This is a genomic window from Herbidospora galbida (assembly GCF_005233835.1).
GTDB lineage: Bacteria > Actinomycetota > Actinomycetes > Streptosporangiales > Streptosporangiaceae > Herbidospora > Herbidospora galbida.
Genome location: NZ_SZQA01000039.1, coordinates 23,308 through 39,766 on the forward strand (window position 1 = coordinate 23,308; position 16,459 = coordinate 39,766).

The window sequence follows — 16,459 nt, forward strand, 5'->3', positions numbered from 1 at the left end:
GTGTTACACACCTGGCCCAAAGCCGTTAAGTGCGTGAACCTCGTGTTAAAACTCGAGCTGAAACGGCGTTACGCGACCAGACCGTCGAACTCCCCGTCCTTGACCCCCAGCACCAGCGCGCGGATCTCGTCGCGCGTGTAGATGAGCGCCGGCCCCTCGGGGAACCGGGAGTTGCGGACGGCGACCCCGCCGTCGGGCAGCTCCGCGAGTTCCACGCAGTTGCCCGTGGAGTTGCTGTGCAGGCTCTTCCGCCACTGAACCCCGTTCAGGTCGGTGGCGGGCATCCCGTTATAAGTCTGCATACACTTTCTCTCTGAGAAGATCATCGAGCAGGTCCCTGGTCCCGCCCGGCGTGGTGCTCTCCACGCAGAGCTGTTCCATGGCCGTGAGGTACGGATCGATGTCCTCGCGTTTGTCGAGGTACAGAGCGCCCCAGAGTTGCTCGACGTAGACCACGTCCGAAAGGTCGGACTCCGGAAACCGCAGGATGGTGAAGGCCCCGCCCTCGGCGGCGTGCATGCCGAAGCGGAACGGCATCACCTGCAGGGTGATGTTGGGCAGCCGGGCCACGTCGAGCAGATGCTCGATCTGCTCGCGCATGATCTTCGGCCCCCCGATGGGCCGGCGAAGCGCCGCCTCGTCGATGACCGCCCACAGGCGCGGGCCGCCCGCATGGGCCAGCCGCTCCTGTCGCTGCATCCGCACATGCACGCGGCGTTCGATCTCGTCATCGGCCGCGTCGGGGAACCCGAGCCGGATGACCGCGCGGGCGTACGCCGACGTCTGGAGCAGGCCGGGCACGAACTGCACCTCGTAGGTGCGGATCACGCTGGCCGCCTCTTCCAGGCCGATGAAGGTGACGAACCAGCCCGGCAGCACCTCGCCGAACTTGTGCCACCAGCCGGGCGTGTTGGCCTCCCGGACCATCTCCAGGAGCTGCCGTCGCTCGGCGTCGTCGACGACGCCGTACAGGGTGAGCAGGTCTTCGACATCTCGTGTCTTGAATCCGACCCGGCCGAGTTCCATCCGGCTGATCTTGGATTCGGAGGCCCGGATGTGGAATCCGGCCTCTTCGCGGGTGAGGTCCCGCTCCTCGCGCAGCCTCCGGAGACTGGCGCCGAGCATGATGCGCCGGACGGTGGAGCCGGAACCTGGCGGGTCGATGGACACGAGTCATTCCTCCGGTATGTGGACTGAACTACAGTCTGTCAAAGATCGCCCCTTTCGTCCCAGGGTCGTTTTGGGTAACCGTAGCGCCTGCAACGACCATCTGCACGTGCATCCGCTGTTGCACATGCACGAGACCGTGCCCCATCATGATCTCGTGCAATCGGTCCTCGAATGGTCGGCACTCGATTGGTGGCCCCCGGTCGGCTGGTGGCCCGAACCCGCGCGCGACCTTCCGCCTGCCGTCTCCCCCACGCAGGCCGCCACATTCGTCCTCCCGCCCAAAGCGGACTCGGTCCACAGCGCCCGCAGCTTCGCGACCGGCACGCTGACCGGCTGGGAACTCGGCGACATGTGCGACGGCATGGAGCTCGTCGTCTCCGAACTGGCCACCAACGCCCTGCGCCACGGCCTGGAGATCGGCCACCGGCACCGGCGCGAGGTGATCAGGCTCGCCCTCATCCGGCGCGGCGGGTTCGTCACCTGCGCGCTCACCGACCCCGGCTCGGCCACCCCGGTCATGCGCGAGGCCAACCCCTTCGAACCCGGCGGCCTCGGGCTGCACATCGTCGAATCGATCAGCATGCGCTGGGGCTGGTCGCCCCTCTCCCCGCACGGCAAGGCGGTCTGGGCCGTCCTGGGGTAGTCCCTCGCCGGCCGAGGGGTGTCCCCGTGTAGCCCGGACTGCGCGGGGGCGCCCCTTGGCCGACGAGTCACCGGGCAGATTCACCACGCGAGCCACGGCCGGCCGGAGGCCGGCCGCGTCTCGCTCTCCTGATGCTTCTGAGACCACTGTTAACGCGTGGCCAGGAATTCCCCATCGAGTATCCGGGATCGCCTTCCGATCGCGTGATCCTGTGCTGAGGTGGAGTCCAGCACTCTTCGCGGGGAGGAGGGAGAACAGGAGAATGACCTTTTCGTCGCCCAGGGTGCCGAATATCTTGATCTCACGTGCGTCTCCACCACCGCGGCTTCCCGAGGCCCTGAGAGATCTGTGATGGACGATCACCTAATCGCCTGGCTGACAACTCTCGACGAAGACCGTCTCGCGCGTGTCCTGGCCAACCGCCCGGACGCCATCGCTCCGCCCTGGCCCCGGCGGATCGATGCGCTCGCGCAGCGGCTCGGCAACACGTTCGCGGTCATGGAGGTCATGCGCGGCCTCCCGCTGCCCCCTCTGGAACTCCTGCAGGCGTGCCTGGTCATCGGCGGCCGCCCGACGGAGGACGAACTGGCCCGGTTCCTCGGCGTGTCCACCTCCGAGGTGATCCCGTGGCTCGACCGGCTCTACGACTGCGCCCTGGCCTGGCCCGGCCCCGACGGCCGCATCCACCTGGCCGAGGCGGTGGCCCGCTGGTGGACCGCCCCGTGCGGCCTGGGCGAACCGCTGGCCCAATACCTGGAGTCGTGGGCGCTGAACGCCGAAGGGCTGCGGCGCATGTGCCGGACGCTGGGCATCCCCCCGGCGGGCGGCAAGCGCCAGATGACGGCCCGGGTGACCGCGCTGCTCGGCGACCCCGACAAGCTCGGCGACCTGCTCTCCACCGCCCCCGAGGGGACCGTCGGGCTGCTCGACGACTTCGCCTGGGACGGCCCGGTCCGCAGCGTCGACGGCAACCGCTTCGTCAACCCCGGCACCCCCGAGAAGTGGGCCCAGGACCGGGGCCTGCTGTTCCGCACCCAGTGGGACGTCGCCGAGATGCCCCGCGAGGTCGCCCTCGGCCTGCGCGGCCCCGAATACCACGGCCCGTTCACGCCCTATCCCCCCGACCTGGCGACGATCCCGGTCGACCGCGACGCCGTCGACCTGGCGATGGCGCTGGCCGCGCCCCACCTGCTCGACCGCGCCACCGCGCTGCTGGAGAACGCCGACAAGACCACCCTGCCGCTGCTGAAGAACGGCGGCGTGGGCGTGCGCGAGATCCGCCGCGTGGCGAAGGAGACGGGCACCTCCGAAGAGGAGACCCGGCTGCTGATCGAGGTCTGCGCGGTGGCCCGGCTGCTCGCCCTCGACGAGAAGGCGGGCGGCCTGGTGCCGACCGACCGCTTCGACGCCTGGCGGCTCGAAGACGCCCCCCACCGGCTGCGGGTGCTGCTGGCGGCCTGGTGGCGGATGGAGCGCTCGCCGCTGCGCCGCGTCGACGGCCGCTATCCGGTGGTGCTCGGCGACGACCCCGCCGGTGAGACCCTCGCCCGCATCCGCCGGGCCGTACTCGGCGCCCTGACCGACGTCGAGCCCGGCCAGGGCTTCGCCACCCTGCAGGAGCTCGTGCAGTCGGTGCACTGGCGGGCGCCGCTGCTCGACCGCGAACTGCTCGCCGAGTCGGCGCCCGGCATCCTGGAGGAGTCGCGGCTGCTCGGCCTGACCGCCTGCGACTCCCTCACCGACCTCGGCCGCGCCCTGGCCTCCCTGGGCTCGGTCGCCGGCGACGAACACGACGACTCCGCCCCCGAGGTCGAGCACGACCCGGCGCTGGCCGACTGCTCCACCCGGGCGCTGGCCAGCGCGCAGCGCACCGCCCTGTTCGGCGCCGACCTGACCGCCGTGGTCACCGGTCCCCCTGCGGTCGAGCTGGCCTCGCTGCTCGACCGGGTCGCCACCCGCGAGGCCAAGGGCGCGGCGTCGATCTGGCGGTTCAGCCCCGCGACCGTGCGCCGCGCGCTCGACGCCGGGTCGACCGCCGACGAGCTGCTCGACGAGCTCTCCCAGGTCGGCACCCTGCCCCAGCCGCTCGTCTACCTCATCAACGACGTCGCCCGCCGCCACGGCGAGGTGACCGTCACCTCGGTCGGCTGCATCGTGCAGGGCTCCGACCCGGGGCTGCTGGCCGAGATCGCCGGGCACCGCAAGCTGGCCAAACTGGGCCTGCGCCAGCTCGCCCCGACGGTGCTGGCCAGCAACGCCCCCGCCGACCGCACCCTGCGGGCGCTGCGCGAGGCCGGCTACGCCCCCGTCCCGGTGAACGACACCGGCGACATCGAGATCCGCCGCGAACCGCAGGGCGGCCGGCTGATCCTGCTGCCGGGCGGCCGGGTGGCCGAGCTCGAACCGCCACCCCTGCTGACCGAGCCCCCGCCCGACCCCCACGAACACGCCAAGCGCCTGATCAAGAGCCGCGACGACGGCCGCCAGAGCGGTCACACGTGGGCGCTGATCGGCCGCCTGGCCAGCCGCCTGCCGACGGCCCAGCAGTCGCTCCTGGGCTTCGTCGTCGACCGCGGCGTCCGCGCGCTGATCACCCTGTCCGACGGGGTGACGGCCACCGTCAGCCACGGCGAACTCCACAGCGGCGTCCTCGACGCGTGGTGCGAGGAGGCCGGCGACTACCTGGAGTTCCCCCTCAACGAGATCGCGTCCGTCACGGCTTCCTAGCTTCCGTCACGGCAGAGCGGCCACCGCCCTGGAGGCCGGGCGCAACGTGGCGTCCTGACTGGGCGGCGTGCCGAACTGGCGGCGGTACTCCCGGCTGAACTGCGACGGGCTGTCGTAGCCGACGCGGTGCCCCACCCCGGCGATGTCGCCCGGGCTGGTGGCCAGCATGAGCCGGGCCTCCTGGAGCCGGATCTGCTTCTGGAACTGGATCGGGCTCATCGCGGTGACCGCCTGGAAGTTGCGGTGGAACGCCGACACGCTCATGCCCGACAGCCGTGCCACCTCCTCCACCCGGAACGGCTGCGCGTAGTGCTCCCTGATCCACCGCACCGCCCGCGCGACGTGACTGAGCCCGCTGTCGGCCAGCCCGAGCTGCCGCACCGCACCGCCCTGCGGCCCGCTCGCGACCAGCCAGAGAATCTCCTTGATCACCAGGGGCGCGAGCACCGCCCGGTCGCGCGGCCGCTCGATGAGCCGCAGCAACCGGACGACCGCGTCGAGCAGCTCGGCGGACACGTCGCTGACCGCCAGCCCCGAGACCGCGCCGCCCGGCTCGCGGGGGACGTCGCCGGCACCGGCCGAGAGCAGCACCTCGGCCACCGCCTCGGGCCGCAGCACCAGCCCGAACCCGAGCGCGGGCTCCTCCCGGGTCGCGCCGACGAAGTGGCCGGTCACCGGCAGGTCGACGGAGGCGACGAGATACTGCCCGGCGCGGTAGTCGTAGACGCGGTCGCCGAGCGCGAGCCGCTTCTCCCCCTGCGCGATGACCGCCAGCACCGTCCCGGACATCGAGGTCTCCGGCGGCTCGGACCGCCCGACCCTGGAGACGAGCACCCCGTCGATGGGGGTGGTCATGTCGGGACGGGCGTGCCGGTTCAGCAGGCCGCGCAGCTCATCCATGCTCATCGCACGATTACACCGCCTTCGAGAGGATCGGGCAAGAGGCGGCGAGCATCGTTCTACCTCTGACATGGGGGAAGGCCGTGTAATGGAAGCAACGCAAGCCGCACCGAACGAAGGAATGAGCATGACCGCCGCCTACGGTTTCACCGCCACCATGACCGCCCTGCCCGGCCGGGGAGACGACCTGGTCGCCCTCCTCCTGACGGGCCTCGACGAGGGCTCCCCCGCCGCGAGCGAGCACTGCCTGGTCTACCTGGTCAGCCGCTCGGCCACCGACCCCGACGTCGTCCAGGTCACCGAGGGCTGGACCACCGAGGCCGACCACCACCGCCAGTTCGCGGGCGAGACCGCCCAGGCGATGGTCGCCCGGATCGCCCCGCTGCTGGCGGGCGAGTCCGTCTACACCGACCTCACCCCGGTGCACGGCAAAGCCGCCCTCTGACCTCCCCCTCCGAAACACCTGTGAAAGGACCCCTGATGACCCCCGTCCGGCCCGTCGTCGACGCCGAACTCCGTGCCCTGTCCGCCGAGCTGCCGCTCATGCCCGAGCTGACCCCCGAGGTGGTCGCGACGCTGCGCGGCCTCCCGTCGGCTCCCCTCGACGCCCTGCTCGACGGCCGCGACGTCGAGCGGCGGGAGGTCACCGTGACCGCCGAGGACGGCGCGGAGATCCCGCTGACCGTGCTCGTGCCGCCCGGCGCCGTGAACGCGCCCTGCGTCGTCTGGATCCACGGCGGCGGCATGATCATGGGTGACCGGTTCGCCAACCTCGACATCCCGCTGGAGTGGCTCGACCGGTTCGGCGCGGTCGTCGTCACCGTCGACTACCGGCTGGCCCCCGACGTCACCGGCACGACCCTCGTCGAAGACTGTCACCGGGCGCTGGCCTGGACCGCCGAGAACGCCGCCGGCCTGGGGGCCGACCCGGCGAAGATCGTCGTGGCGGGCATCAGCGCCGGCGGCGGGCTGGCCGCCGGGGTCGCCCTGCTGGCCCGCGACCGGGGCGGGCCCGCGCTCGCCGCCCAGGTGCTGATCTGCCCCATGCTCGACCACCGCGACGCGACCACGTCCACCCGCCAGTTCACCGGCCCGGGGGTGTGGAGCCGCGAGATGAACGCCTACGGCTGGCGGGCCGTGCTCGGCGATCTGACCGGCGACGACGTCCCGGCCTATGTCTCCCCCGCCGTCGCCGCCGACCTGTCCGGTCTCCCGCCGGCCTATGTCGACGCCGGGTCCGCCGAGGTCTTCCGGGACGAGGACGTCGCCTACGCCAGCGGCATCTGGGCCGCCGGAGGCCGCGCCGATCTGCACGTCTGGGACGGCGGCTTCCACGGCTTCGACGCCCTCTTTCCGGCCGCCGCCCTCTCCGCGGAGGCCCGCCGCACCCGGACCGCGTGGCTCGACCGGCTCCTCTAATCGCGGAGCACGGCCACCATGTCGATCTCCACGAGCTTGCGGTCGAGCGTCGAACCGACGGTGGTCCTGGCCGGGAACGGCCGGATCATCGTCGACTCGTAGACGGCGTTGTACGCCTCGTAGTCCCGCGCCAGATCGGCGAGGTGGACGGTCACCTTGACGACGTCCGAGAAGTCGAGGCCGCGCGCGGCCAGCAGCGCCCGCAGGTTGCCGAGCACCTGCCGCGTCTGCGCGGCGACGTCGTCGCCGACGACCTCCCCGGTGACGGGGTCGTGCGGCCCGGTGCCGGCCGTGTAGAGGAACCCGTTGGCGACGACGGCCTGCGAGTAGGCGCCCCCGGGCGCGGGCACGCCGTCGGCGTGGATCACTTCCCTGCTCATGGCTCCGTTCTACGGTCCGGTCGCGCCGCGTGTGGTCACGCCGCGCCCACCGCAGCCTCTGCGGGGTGACCCTTCCGGACCGTTGCGAAAGGCATTTACCACTCCCGCGCGCCCGGCGCCGTCCTCCCGATCTCCCCGGCCCCGTCGCACGATGGAGTCCACCGGAGAACGGGGGCGGACATGTGGTGGATCGTCACGGCCGTGGTCTTCCTGCTCTTCGCCGGGGTCGCCTACGTCGCCGAGCTGGTCTTCCGGTCCGACTGGCGGCAGATGGCCCGCCTGTCGGAGATGAGCTGCGCCGACGTGGCGGCGCTGGCCGCCACCGCGCGGGAGGCCGGCGGTTCGTTCGGCGAGACCGTGCAGGTGAACGGGGTGACGGCCGAGGGCCCCGGCGGGCTGATGACCGCGCCGCTCAGCAGACGGAAATGCGTCTGGTGGGAGTATCAGGTCAGCCGGGTCTACTGGCGGGAACCGGCGGAGAAGGACGACAAGGCGCAGCCGACCAGGGTCACCGAACACCTCGGCCACCGGCACAGCACCGACCGGTTCCTCCTCACCGACGAGTCGGGTTCCGTGGCGGTCTCCCTGGGCGCGAACCGGCCCGAGGGCACGGTCGGCTCCCACTTCGCCGACTACGCCCGGTCGGAGCTCGGCTCTTCGAGCCGCGCCGTCCCCGAGCAGGTGCTCAACGCCGCCGCCAAGACCCGTGACGACAGCCGCACCATCTCCTACGAGATCCGCGAGCACATCCTCACGCCGGGGGTGCCGCTGTTCGTCCAGGGAGAGGCGAGCGACCGTGCGGGGCAGGTCGTCATCGGCCGGCCGAGACGCACGAACGCCAAGCTGATCGTCTCGGTCATCGGCCGCGATCAGCTGATCCTGGACAAGAAGGCCGACCAGCGGCTGGCCCGCGCCGTCAGGCTGGGACTGACGGTGATCGCGGGCCTGTCGCTGTTCTTCTACCTGCTCACCCTGGTCTTCTAGGGCGTCAGGGTGAGTTCGTCGGTGGTGGCGGTCCGCACCGACTCCTCGGTGAAGGGCCAGGGGGTCGTCTTCCCCTCGGCCCACAGGTCGGCCTGGTCGGCGTAGTTGCCGTCGAAGGCGTGGCCCGAGGCGCCCGTCAGGTTGACCCACGTCGAGGCGTCGAGGTCGGCCAGGTCGACGACCATGCGCATCGACGGCACCCAGTTCACCTCGTAGTTGCCCGACGCGGCGTCCCAGCCGGTGGCGTCGACGGCGTCCTTGCCTCCCGACAGGCGGTAGGGGCCGCGGTTGAACAGCCACTCGATGGGGCCGATGCCGCTGGTGCCGAAGGTCTCGTTGGTGAGCTCCAGGGTGTGCAGGTCGCCCCACGTCCACGCCTTCGGGTCGTCGCCCAGCGTGCCGCGCAGCTCCTTCGAGGCCGCCGCGAGGGCCGCGCGCAGGATGTCGTCGCGCTGCTCGCCCCCCGGCGTCCTCACGTCGTCCCACCACGTGTCGGAGGGGTCGTCGAGGAGCCGCCTCACCACCTCCCACCAGCGGTCGTTGCCACCGGGGCGCAGGTCTTCGGTGATCTCGTCGTCGAAGGTCAGGGAGAGGAGGTTGCGCCAGACGGCGTTGAAGTAGGCGGCCGGGGCGCTGTCCTTCTCCTGGGTGAAGTCCCAGCCGGTGAACAGGGCCGTGTCGGCGCCGCCGATCCGCGCCAGGTGCGGGACCAGGACGGGGGCCAGGCCGTTGTAGGTGTCCCGGTGGATCGCCGACATGACGTCCTTGGTGATCTTGCCGGTCGACGCCGCCCGGGTGATGCGGTCGGCGATGCGCTGCGAGCGGTAGCCGTAGGCCCAGTCGTCGGTCAGGAAGTGGTTGTAGCCGGGGCCGACGGCGGCGTTGTTGGCGGTCGCGATGAAGCCCTCGTCGGGGTTGAACGCCGTCGGGAGTTCGTCGAACGGGATGAAGCCGGTCCACTCCTGCTCGCCGGTCCAGCCCTCGGCGGGCCACTTCCCGTCGCCGCCCGACCTGACCGGGATCTTCCCGGGGGCCTGGTAGCCGATGTTGCCGGAGGTGTCGGCGTACACGAGATTCTGCGACGGGACCTCGAACTGGGCCGCGGCCTTACGGAACTCCTCCCAGTCGGTGGCTCTGCCGAGCAGGAAGATGGCGTTGCCGGTGTTGCCGGGGTCGAGGGCGGTCCAGCGCAGCGCGACCTCCACGCCGGTGGTCTTCAGCCCGGCGACCGGCTCGAAGACGTCGGAGACGATCGGGCCGTGCCGGGTGGTCCGCACGGTCAGCTCGACCGGGGTCCCGCCCGCGACCTCGATGCGCTCGGTGCGGGTCTCCAGCGGCGCCCAGGTGCCGGAGATCTCGTACGTGTTCTCGCGCACCCGCTCCAGATAGAGGTCGGCCACGTCGGGGGCGAGGTTGGTGAAGCCCCACGCGATCGTGCGGTTGTGGCCGATGACGACGCCCGGCAGGCCGGAGAAGGTGAAGCCGGAGACGTCGTAGGGGCAGTCGGCCGACAGGGTCCGGCAGTGCAGCCCGGCCTGGTACCAGATGGAGGGCATCTTCGGCCCGAGGTGCGGGTCGTTGGCCAGCAGCGGCTTGCCGGTGTCGGTGTGCTTGCCGGACACCACCCACGAGTTGGAGCCGATGCCCTTGGGGTCGCCGCCGCTGCCCAGCAGCGACGGCACGGCGTTCAGCGTCTTCGAGACGCGCCGCAGGGCGTCGGCCGCGGCGGTCGCGCGCTCGCCCGAGGTGAACTCGCCGTCGCGGACGCCGCCCGTGGTGACGATGGGCCGGTGCCGGTCGTAGGGGTAGGGCGGGAACAGCTCCTCGACCCGCTCCCTCGGCACGGTCGCGGCGTCGACGGCGCGCTCGATCTCGTCGTCCATGTTCGACCGCAGGTCCCAGGCCATCGCCTTCAGCCACGCCAGGGAGTCGACCGGCGTCCACGGCTCGGGTTCGTAGTCGGCGTTGGTGAGCTTCAGGACGGCGTACTCGAGGCTCTTGGCCGTGTAGCCCTCGTTGTCCTTCATCCAGGCGTTCACCCCGGCGGCGTAGGCGTCGAGTCCCGCCTTCGCCTCCGGGGTGAGGAGGCTGACCTCCTGTTCGGCCACCCGGCGCCAGCCGAGCGTCCGGACCACCTTGTCGATCTCCAGGGTGGAGTCGCCGAACAGTTCCGACAGCCGCCCGGCCGTCGTCTTGCGCCGGAAGTCCATCTCCCAGAACCGGTCCTGGGCGTGGACGTAGCCCTGCGCCCGGAACAGGTCGGCGGCGGTGTCGGCGTAGATCTGCGGCACGCCGAACGCGTCGCGCCGTACGGTGACCGCCTTGGTGAGCCCCGGCAGCCGCAGCTCACCGTCGGTCTGCGGGAACGACGCGCGGACCACCCAGACGACCCCGCCGACCGCGACGAGCGCGAGTACGAGAAGCGTCGTGAGGATCCGCAACGACCAGCGGAGCGGCCACGAGAACCTCTTGTACGGAGCGAATCTCACCATTCCCGGACCTTCCCGCTCATGTGCGCATCACAGTATGCGGGTCCGGAAGGGTGTTCTGGTACCTAGCCGGTGATCACGACTTCGGAGAAGTCGACCTGGAAGCCCTTGCCGACCGGGGCCGCCGCCATCGCGCCCGCGAGGGCGGGCACGCCGGGCGGGAAGTAGGCCAGCCGGAGCAGCGTGACGGGCTCCCCGCCGTCGACGCCCCAGTTGATGTGCACGGAGTCGCCCTCGCGGACGAGTTCGAACGTGACCGAGGTGGTGCCCTTGGGGGCGCGCATCACCGACCAGTCGGAGAAGTCGCGGGTGACGACGGCGCTGATCTGGAGGGCGCCGTCGACGAACTCCACCCCTGCCTTGATCCAGTTGTTCTCGTCGGCGCGCAGGATGGCCCCGGCCTGGTCGTACTGCTCGGCGTAGTCGGCCGTGAAGGTGACCCGCACCTTGGCGTCGCCCTCGACGGTGCGGCCGTACATCGGCGCGGTGTCGTAGGTGTAGCCGTAGTGCGTCTGCCGCCACAGGTCGGTCTCGCCGGTGACGGAGAAGGTCAGGGTGTCTCCGTCGGCGGTCCAGCTCGCAGGCTCATTGATCCACATATGGCCTATTTTGCCGCTTCGCGGGCCCGCCTGGCCTCTCTCCGCTCCTCGAACTTCCGCGTCGTGACCTCAAGGTTGTCCAGGAACTCGGCGAGCTCCTGGCGGGCCTTCTCGCCCTCGGGGTCGAGGCCCTCCAGCTCGAAGACCTTCCACTGGCGCAGGACCGGCATCAGCACCTCGTCCTTGTGCGAGCGCAGGTCGTAGATGCCGGCGTGGGCGATGGCCATCGACATGCGGGCGAACCCGGCCATGCCGGCGCCGGGCATCTGGAAGGAGGTCACCACGTCGGTGATGGCGCGCATGGTCTGGTTCGGGTCGAGCTCCAGGGCCGCGCCGAGCAGGTTGCGGTAGAAGAGCATGTGCAGGTTCTCGTCGGCGGCGACGCGGGCCAGGATGCGCTCACACGTCTCGTCGCCCGAGGCCTTGCCGGTGTTGCGGTGCGCGATGCGGGTCGCCAGCTCCTGGAAGGAGACGTAGGCGAGCTGGCCGAGCATGGTGTCGTACTCGGTCTGGAACCCGTTCTCCATGTGCGCCATGCGGGCCCGCTCCAGCGCCTTGGGGTCGAGGGCGCGCGAGGCGATCAGGTAGTCGCGGATGACGATCGCGTGGCGGCCCTCCTCGGCCGTCCAGCGCCCGACCCAGGTGCCCCACGCGCCGTCGCGGCCGAAGGTGGTCGCGATCTCGTGGTGGTAGCTCGGCAGGTTGTCTTCGGTCAGCAGGTTGACCAGCAGCGACGTGCGGGCGACGTCGGGGATCGTGGAGTCTTCGGGCCGCCACGCGGTGCCGCCGAGGATGCCGTCGAAGGTGCGGGCGTCGTCCCACGGGATGTACTCGTGGGGGAACCATTCTTTGGCCACGCCCAGGTGCCGGTTGAGATTCTCCTCGACGACGGGTTCCAGCTCGATGAGGAATTCCGTCTGCGTCAGTGCGCGCGCCATCTCAGCTCCCCACATACTTACGTTTTCGTAACCTACGCTAGCGTAGCTTTGTGGTGAAAGGTTCGACCCCGCGCACAAGCAAGCGCCGCAGTTCTTGTAGATACCGATGCTTGCCGAGGTAATGTGCGGCACATGCCCAAAGGTGCACGCATCTGGATCGGTCTGTCGGTCGGTCTTCAACTGATCTGGAGCCTGCCTCTGGCGGTCTTCATGTACGTCCTGTGGACGAACACCGGCTCGCAGGCCAACCTCACCATGTCCTTCGTCTTCGGAGCGCTCTCCCTCGCCGTGGTCGTGGCGCTCGCCCTGACGATCGCGGCGTGGCGGCGCACCGACGCCCGCGAACGCGCGCTGCGCGAGAGCGGCCTGCGCGCCGAGGCCGTGGTGACCGACGTGGTGCCGACCGGCGTGCGGGTCAACAACCAGCTCATGTACCGGCTGATCGGGCACGTCCCCGACGTGCCGGGCATGGAACTGAGGCAGTCGACCATCTGGCCGGTCCCGCCGGGCACCCGCCTGACCATCGCCTACAGCCCCGACCGTCCGGGCCGGCCGCTGATCCTCGACGACCTCAAGACGCTGGCCCACCGCATGCGGGTCGGCCCGGTGCCGCCGCTGGCGACGGGCGCCGACGCGGTCATCCAGCGGCTGGCCCAGCTCGACCAGCTGCGGCGGTCGGGCGCCATCTCCGACGAGGAGTTCGACCGGCTGAAGTCCGACGTCATGGACAAGCACTAGAGCCCGTGTGCGCGCGGATCAGCGCGATCACGGTTCCGGCGGTGCGGGCCAGGTAGGTACGGCCGTCGGGCAGCCGCGCGGCCGGGTCGAGGTAACTGCGCCGTCCCATGTGGGTGGCCGGGTCGAGCCGGTGCGCGGTGACCTTCCCGGCCCGGACCGCCCGGTTCCAGCCGCTGCCCCGCAACAGCGGCCAGCGCTGGGGGAAGATCCATACGGAGACCCGCTCGATGACGTCGGCCGCGCTGGTGAGCCGGTGCAGCCGGCAGGCGTGGGTGAGGTCGTTGGCGCCGTTGTGGAACCCGCCGATGGTGATGAGCAGGATCGGGACGCCGAGCCGCGCGTGGAGTTCCTCGACCGCTCCGGTGGCGACCTGGGCGCCGCCGCTGTAGCTGAGCAGCACCACGGGCACGCCGCTGCCGGGCCGGTAACCGGCCAGGCGCAGCTGCCCGGCGATCTGGCCGCCCACGGCGCCGTTGTAGAGGGGGCGGTACCGGCAGTCGGCGGCGACGAAGATCTGCATGACGTTGTGCAGGAACAGCAGGAGCCCGGCGCGGCGGCGGATCCACTCCCACACGGGCCGGTCGGCCAGCGGGTCGGCCAGCGGCGAGTAGGGCTGCACCTGACCGAGTACCCGCAGCTCCGGCGCGCCGTCGATCACGGCTTTGACCAGCTGACCCCCGTCACGGGTGTCGCGGAAGCGGCGTTTGCCGATGCCGTCGAGATAGACCAGGTAGGCGGCCGGAGGACGGTCGGGGTCGGCGCCCCGGGCGTAGGGCATGCCGTGCGGAAGCTCGGTGGTGGGGGTCCGCCAGCCGGCGGTGTAGGCCAGCACCTCGTAGCGGGCGAGCAGCGCCTCCGCGAGCAGGACCGGGCCGAGCACCAGGAGGAACAGCGGGAGCTCGATCATGCGATCACCAGCCGCCGCACGGCCTCGATCGCGGCGCCCAGTCCGGCTCCGGCGACGGCCACGCAGGCCGCGGCGGCCCACCAGCCCAGGCCCGTCGTCGCGGCGAGCGGGGCGACGAGGCCGACCCCGGCCGCCACGAAAAGCAACAGGTGCAGCAGCGGCCCGAGCAGCGGGAACGCCAGAACGGCGGCCAGCAGCAGCGGGGCGAGCAGGCCGGGCGTCCAGGTCAGCGCGGACACGTCCGACATCGGGGCCGGGCGCACCAGTCCGGCGAGGGTCCATGCGGTCAGCGGCCACAGCGCGAACGCGGTTCCCTCGACCACCGCGCCCGACAGCAGGAGCAGGACCGCGTGCGACCGCGACCCGCCGGGCCGGCGGGCGACCATGGGCAGGATCCGCCCGGCGGCCTCGGACAGCCCGGCGAGCAGCAGCAGGACGACGACGACGGGTGACATCGGTCAGCGCTCCCGTGGCGAGTCCGCGGTGACCGGCCGCCGGAGCCGGCCGACCCGGCGCAGGTGGTGCTCGATCTCGTCGGCGGCGCGCGGATAGCCGCCGGCCTCGCGCTGGGCGACGCGCAGGGCGTCGGCCGCGACCCGGAACCCCGGTTCGCCGAGCACCCGCCGGGCCAGGGCGCGCACGGCTTCCTCGCTGGCGTCCCGCGTACGGATCGACAGGCCCGCGCCGAGTTCGACGACCCGGCGGGCCACGAGCGGCTGGTCGGCGCCCTGGGGGACCACCAGCATCGGGACCCCGGCGTACATGGCCTCGTTGACGCTGTTCATCCCGCCGTGGGTGACGAACAGCGCGGCGCGGGCCAGCACCTCCGGTTGCGGGACGAAGCGGCGGGCCAGCACGTTGCCCGGCAGCGGCCCCAGCGCGGCCGGATCGGTGGCTCCGGTGGAGACGACCACGGTGCCGCCCAGCGGTGCGAGCGCGGTGGCGAAGGTGCGCAGCAGCCGGGAGCCGCCGTCGAACACGGTGCCGAGCGAGGCGTACAGCACCGGGGCGCGCAGCCGGTCGGCCGGGAACGACGGGTCGGGCGGACGGGCGCCCAGGCTCGGGCCGACGAACCGGTAGGACCGGTCGAAGGAGCCGGCGCCGGGCTGGAACGCGCGCGAGGTGAAGACCAGGTTGAGCGGCTGCCGGACGTTGGCCAGGTCGAGCAGGGGCAGCCGGCGCAGCCCCCACCGCGAGCGCAGGTAGCCCCAGGCGTTCGCGGGCCGGGCCACGGCGGAGGCCAGCAGGTCCCATGAGGCGCGGGTGGGGCTGGGCGTGCGCCGGTCGAACGCGAACGTGGTGAACAGCGCCGCCGCCGGCACCCCGAGCTCGCAGGCGGCGACCGCGCCCCACGGGCAGGCCGCGCCGTGCACGACCAGGTCGGGCCGGATCTCCCGCAGGTCGGCGACGACCGAGGGCAGCAGCTCGACGGTGGTGCGGGCGAGCCCGTCGAGCAGCGTGAGCGGCATCGGCGGGCCGGGCAGCGGCCGGTCGCCCCCGGTGTAGAGGCGCACGCCCGCGCCGGTGGCCTCGACGCTCCGCGCGAACGCGGGCGAGGTGTGGTAGCTGACGGAGTGGCCCCGCCGGACGAGTTCGGCGACGACCGGCAGCGTCGGGTTGACGTGCCCGTGCATGGCGAGGTTGACGAACGCGACGGTGCTCATCGGCCGGCCTCCGCATGTGCCGCCGCCGCGAGAGGACCGTCGACCCCGTAGAGACCGGGCCCGCTGACGCGCAGCCCGTCGAGGAAGCGGCCCGCCGCGCGGCAGGCGGTCCCGATCAGCCGCTGGGCGTGGCTGAAGTCCCACGGCGCGGGCCAGGAGTCGACGCCGGTCGGCAGCACGACCGTCGGGATCCGGCTGGACACCTCGCGGAGGTCGCGCTCGATCTGGTGCTGCCACAGCAGCAGCCCCGCCCTGGCGGCGACCGCCCCGGCCCGGCGCGGCAGGCCGGCCGGACGCTGCGCCACGCCCGCCGGCCCGGCCGAGAGCACCACCACGCTGGCCGCCCCCGCCTGCCGGGCCGCCAGCACCGGCAGGTAGGCGACCACCCCGCCGTCGACGAGCGTCCGGCCCTCCCGCTCCACCGGGGGCAGCACGCCCGGGATCGCCGCGCTGGCCAGCAGCGCGGACTCGAGGTCTCCATGGTCGAGCAGGACCTGCGCGCCGGTGGCCAGATCCATGGCGACCGCGGTGAAGGGGACCGCCAGCTCCTCGATCCGCGCCGGCAGCCCGGCCATGGCGATCAGGCCGCGCAGCCCGCGATCGGCGAAGACGCCGCCCCGCGAGGACGGGTAGCCGAACGGGAACACGGTGCGCCGCCGCGCCCGGGTCCACACGCGGTCGAGCCAGGGCGCGGCCCGGCCGGGGTGGGCGGCCGCGATCGCGCCGTTGAGCGCGCCCACCGAGGTTCCCACGATCAGGTCGGGGACGAATCCCCGCTGCTCCAGCGCGTACCCGACGCCGACCTGCGCGGCCCCGAGCACGCCCCCGCCCCCGACCGCCACCGCCACGGGGCGCGGAAGGGAGCTCAGGCCCGCGTCTGTGACCCTCATGATCCGTCCTC

Annotated in this window: 17 protein-coding genes; 6 read left to right on the top strand and 11 right to left on the bottom strand. The window is 72.0% G+C overall.

The window, feature by feature from the left end:
* Nucleotides 1-68 precede the first annotated feature (68 nt).
* Nucleotides 69-302 (bottom strand): DUF397 domain-containing protein, encoded by a 234-nt coding sequence (locus FDA94_RS31655; RefSeq protein WP_137250734.1) that lies wholly within the window; start codon nucleotides 300-302, stop codon nucleotides 69-71.
* On the bottom strand, nucleotides 289-1,125 hold the full coding sequence (locus FDA94_RS31660) for a helix-turn-helix domain-containing protein (RefSeq protein ID WP_198169573.1): 837 nt from the start codon (nucleotides 1,123-1,125) through the stop codon (nucleotides 289-291). Before FDA94_RS31660 ends, FDA94_RS31655 begins: the two co-directional genes overlap by 14 nt.
* Before the next feature lie 151 nt (nucleotides 1,126-1,276).
* Between FDA94_RS31660 and FDA94_RS31665 the strand changes: the two genes are divergently transcribed.
* Both FDA94_RS31665 and FDA94_RS31670 read left to right on the top strand, forming a co-directional pair.
* A complete protein-coding gene (locus FDA94_RS31665; protein ID WP_246060256.1) occupies nucleotides 1,277-1,813 on the top strand; it encodes an ATP-binding protein in 537 nt (178 codons plus the stop codon).
* A gap of 351 nt (nucleotides 1,814-2,164) precedes the next feature.
* Nucleotides 2,165-4,540, top strand: a complete 2,376-nt coding sequence (locus tag FDA94_RS31670; protein ID WP_137250735.1) for a helicase-associated domain-containing protein — start codon at nucleotides 2,165-2,167, stop codon at nucleotides 4,538-4,540.
* A gap of 6 nt (nucleotides 4,541-4,546) precedes the next feature.
* Here FDA94_RS31670 and FDA94_RS31675 read toward each other — a convergent pair whose 3' ends face one another.
* Entirely contained in the window at nucleotides 4,547-5,446 is a 900-nt protein-coding gene (locus FDA94_RS31675) for an AraC family transcriptional regulator (protein WP_137250736.1), read from the bottom strand.
* A gap of 121 nt (nucleotides 5,447-5,567) precedes the next feature.
* Between FDA94_RS31675 and FDA94_RS31680 the strand changes: the two genes are divergently transcribed.
* Together FDA94_RS31680 and FDA94_RS31685 are read left to right on the top strand one after the other, a co-directional pair.
* Nucleotides 5,568-5,885 carry a putative quinol monooxygenase gene (locus FDA94_RS31680; protein ID WP_137250737.1) on the top strand — a complete coding sequence of 106 codons (318 nt, stop codon included), beginning with the start codon at nucleotides 5,568-5,570 and terminating at the stop codon, nucleotides 5,883-5,885.
* Between the two features lie 35 nt (nucleotides 5,886-5,920).
* The gene (locus FDA94_RS31685) at nucleotides 5,921-6,859 is read left to right on the top strand and encodes an alpha/beta hydrolase fold domain-containing protein (protein WP_137250738.1); all 939 of its coding nucleotides are present in this window, start codon (nucleotides 5,921-5,923) and stop codon (nucleotides 6,857-6,859) included.
* Here FDA94_RS31685 and FDA94_RS31690 read toward each other — a convergent pair.
* On the bottom strand, nucleotides 6,856-7,239 hold the full coding sequence (locus FDA94_RS31690) for a RidA family protein (RefSeq protein ID WP_137250739.1): 384 nt from the start codon (nucleotides 7,237-7,239) through the stop codon (nucleotides 6,856-6,858). The genes FDA94_RS31685 and FDA94_RS31690 overlap by 4 nt on opposite strands.
* Nucleotides 7,240-7,419: 180 nt before the next feature.
* On the opposite strand from FDA94_RS31690, the gene FDA94_RS31695 reads away from it, so the two are divergent.
* The gene (locus tag FDA94_RS31695) at nucleotides 7,420-8,223 is read left to right on the top strand and encodes a GIDE domain-containing protein (protein WP_137250740.1); all 804 of its coding nucleotides are present in this window, start codon (nucleotides 7,420-7,422) and stop codon (nucleotides 8,221-8,223) included.
* On the opposite strand, the gene FDA94_RS31700 is transcribed toward FDA94_RS31695, so the two are convergent.
* From FDA94_RS31700 to FDA94_RS31710, 3 genes are all read right to left on the bottom strand, one after another.
* Nucleotides 8,220-10,715: a penicillin acylase family protein gene (locus FDA94_RS31700; protein ID WP_137250741.1), complete on the bottom strand. Its 2,496-nt coding sequence runs from the start codon at nucleotides 10,713-10,715 to the stop codon at nucleotides 8,220-8,222. The two genes, FDA94_RS31695 and FDA94_RS31700, sit on opposite strands and share 4 nt — an antisense overlap.
* Before the next feature lie 62 nt (nucleotides 10,716-10,777).
* Complete coding sequence (locus FDA94_RS31705; protein WP_137250742.1) at nucleotides 10,778-11,311, bottom strand: DUF1349 domain-containing protein; 534 nt, start codon at nucleotides 11,309-11,311, stop codon at nucleotides 10,778-10,780.
* 5 nt (nucleotides 11,312-11,316) lie between these two features.
* Complete coding sequence (locus tag FDA94_RS31710; RefSeq protein WP_137250743.1) at nucleotides 11,317-12,249, bottom strand: acyl-ACP desaturase; 933 nt, start codon at nucleotides 12,247-12,249, stop codon at nucleotides 11,317-11,319.
* Between the two features lie 132 nt (nucleotides 12,250-12,381).
* Between FDA94_RS31710 and FDA94_RS31715 the strand changes: the two genes are divergently transcribed.
* Nucleotides 12,382-12,987, top strand: a complete 606-nt coding sequence (locus tag FDA94_RS31715; RefSeq protein ID WP_137250744.1) for an SHOCT domain-containing protein — start codon at nucleotides 12,382-12,384, stop codon at nucleotides 12,985-12,987.
* On the opposite strand, the gene FDA94_RS31720 is transcribed toward FDA94_RS31715, so the two are convergent.
* Genes FDA94_RS31720 through FDA94_RS31735 form a run of 4 tightly spaced genes read right to left on the bottom strand, consistent with a single transcriptional unit; the run spans nucleotide 12,971 to nucleotide 16,448 of the window.
* Nucleotides 12,971-13,894 carry a hypothetical protein gene (locus FDA94_RS31720; RefSeq protein WP_137250745.1) on the bottom strand — a complete coding sequence of 308 codons (924 nt, stop codon included), beginning with the start codon at nucleotides 13,892-13,894 and terminating at the stop codon, nucleotides 12,971-12,973. The two genes, FDA94_RS31715 and FDA94_RS31720, sit on opposite strands and share 17 nt — an antisense overlap.
* Entirely contained in the window at nucleotides 13,891-14,349 is a 459-nt protein-coding gene (locus FDA94_RS31725) for a hypothetical protein (protein WP_137250746.1), read from the bottom strand. Before FDA94_RS31725 ends, FDA94_RS31720 begins: the two co-directional genes overlap by 4 nt.
* A 3-nt stretch (nucleotides 14,350-14,352) precedes the next feature.
* Complete coding sequence (locus tag FDA94_RS31730; protein WP_137250747.1) at nucleotides 14,353-15,558, bottom strand: macrolide family glycosyltransferase; 1,206 nt, start codon at nucleotides 15,556-15,558, stop codon at nucleotides 14,353-14,355.
* Entirely contained in the window at nucleotides 15,555-16,448 is an 894-nt protein-coding gene (locus tag FDA94_RS31735; protein WP_137250748.1) for a patatin-like phospholipase family protein, read from the bottom strand. The genes FDA94_RS31730 and FDA94_RS31735 overlap by 4 nt, the downstream gene beginning before the upstream one ends.
* Nucleotides 16,449-16,459: the final 11 nt, after the last annotated feature.

Bases quoted from the DNA above. Each gene is read 5' to 3' on its own strand.
- FDA94_RS31670 (WP_137250735.1), top strand. From the start codon at position 2,165: ATGGACGATCACCTAATCGCCTGGCTGACAACTCTCGACGAAGACCGT.
- FDA94_RS31730 (WP_137250747.1), bottom strand. From the start codon at position 15,558: ATGAGCACCGTCGCGTTCGTCAACCTCGCCATGCACGGGCACGTCAAC.
- FDA94_RS31735 (WP_137250748.1), bottom strand. From the start codon at position 16,448: ATGAGGGTCACAGACGCGGGCCTGAGCTCCCTTCCGCGCCCCGTGGCG.
- FDA94_RS31720 (WP_137250745.1), bottom strand. From the start codon at position 13,894: ATGATCGAGCTCCCGCTGTTCCTCCTGGTGCTCGGCCCGGTCCTGCTC.
- FDA94_RS31715 (WP_137250744.1), top strand. From the start codon at position 12,382: ATGCCCAAAGGTGCACGCATCTGGATCGGTCTGTCGGTCGGTCTTCAA.
- FDA94_RS31690 (WP_137250739.1), bottom strand. From the start codon at position 7,239: ATGAGCAGGGAAGTGATCCACGCCGACGGCGTGCCCGCGCCCGGGGGC.
- FDA94_RS31700 (WP_137250741.1), bottom strand. From the start codon at position 10,715: ATGGTGAGATTCGCTCCGTACAAGAGGTTCTCGTGGCCGCTCCGCTGG.
- FDA94_RS31660 (WP_198169573.1), bottom strand. From the start codon at position 1,125: ATGCTCGGCGCCAGTCTCCGGAGGCTGCGCGAGGAGCGGGACCTCACC.
- FDA94_RS31725 (WP_137250746.1), bottom strand. From the start codon at position 14,349: ATGTCACCCGTCGTCGTCGTCCTGCTGCTGCTCGCCGGGCTGTCCGAG.
- FDA94_RS31680 (WP_137250737.1), top strand. From the start codon at position 5,568: ATGACCGCCGCCTACGGTTTCACCGCCACCATGACCGCCCTGCCCGGC.
- FDA94_RS31655 (WP_137250734.1), bottom strand. From the start codon at position 302: ATGCAGACTTATAACGGGATGCCCGCCACCGACCTGAACGGGGTTCAG.
- FDA94_RS31695 (WP_137250740.1), top strand. From the start codon at position 7,420: ATGTGGTGGATCGTCACGGCCGTGGTCTTCCTGCTCTTCGCCGGGGTC.
- FDA94_RS31675 (WP_137250736.1), bottom strand. From the start codon at position 5,446: ATGAGCATGGATGAGCTGCGCGGCCTGCTGAACCGGCACGCCCGTCCC.
- FDA94_RS31685 (WP_137250738.1), top strand. From the start codon at position 5,921: ATGACCCCCGTCCGGCCCGTCGTCGACGCCGAACTCCGTGCCCTGTCC.
- FDA94_RS31705 (WP_137250742.1), bottom strand. From the start codon at position 11,311: ATGTGGATCAATGAGCCTGCGAGCTGGACCGCCGACGGAGACACCCTG.
- FDA94_RS31710 (WP_137250743.1), bottom strand. From the start codon at position 12,249: ATGGCGCGCGCACTGACGCAGACGGAATTCCTCATCGAGCTGGAACCC.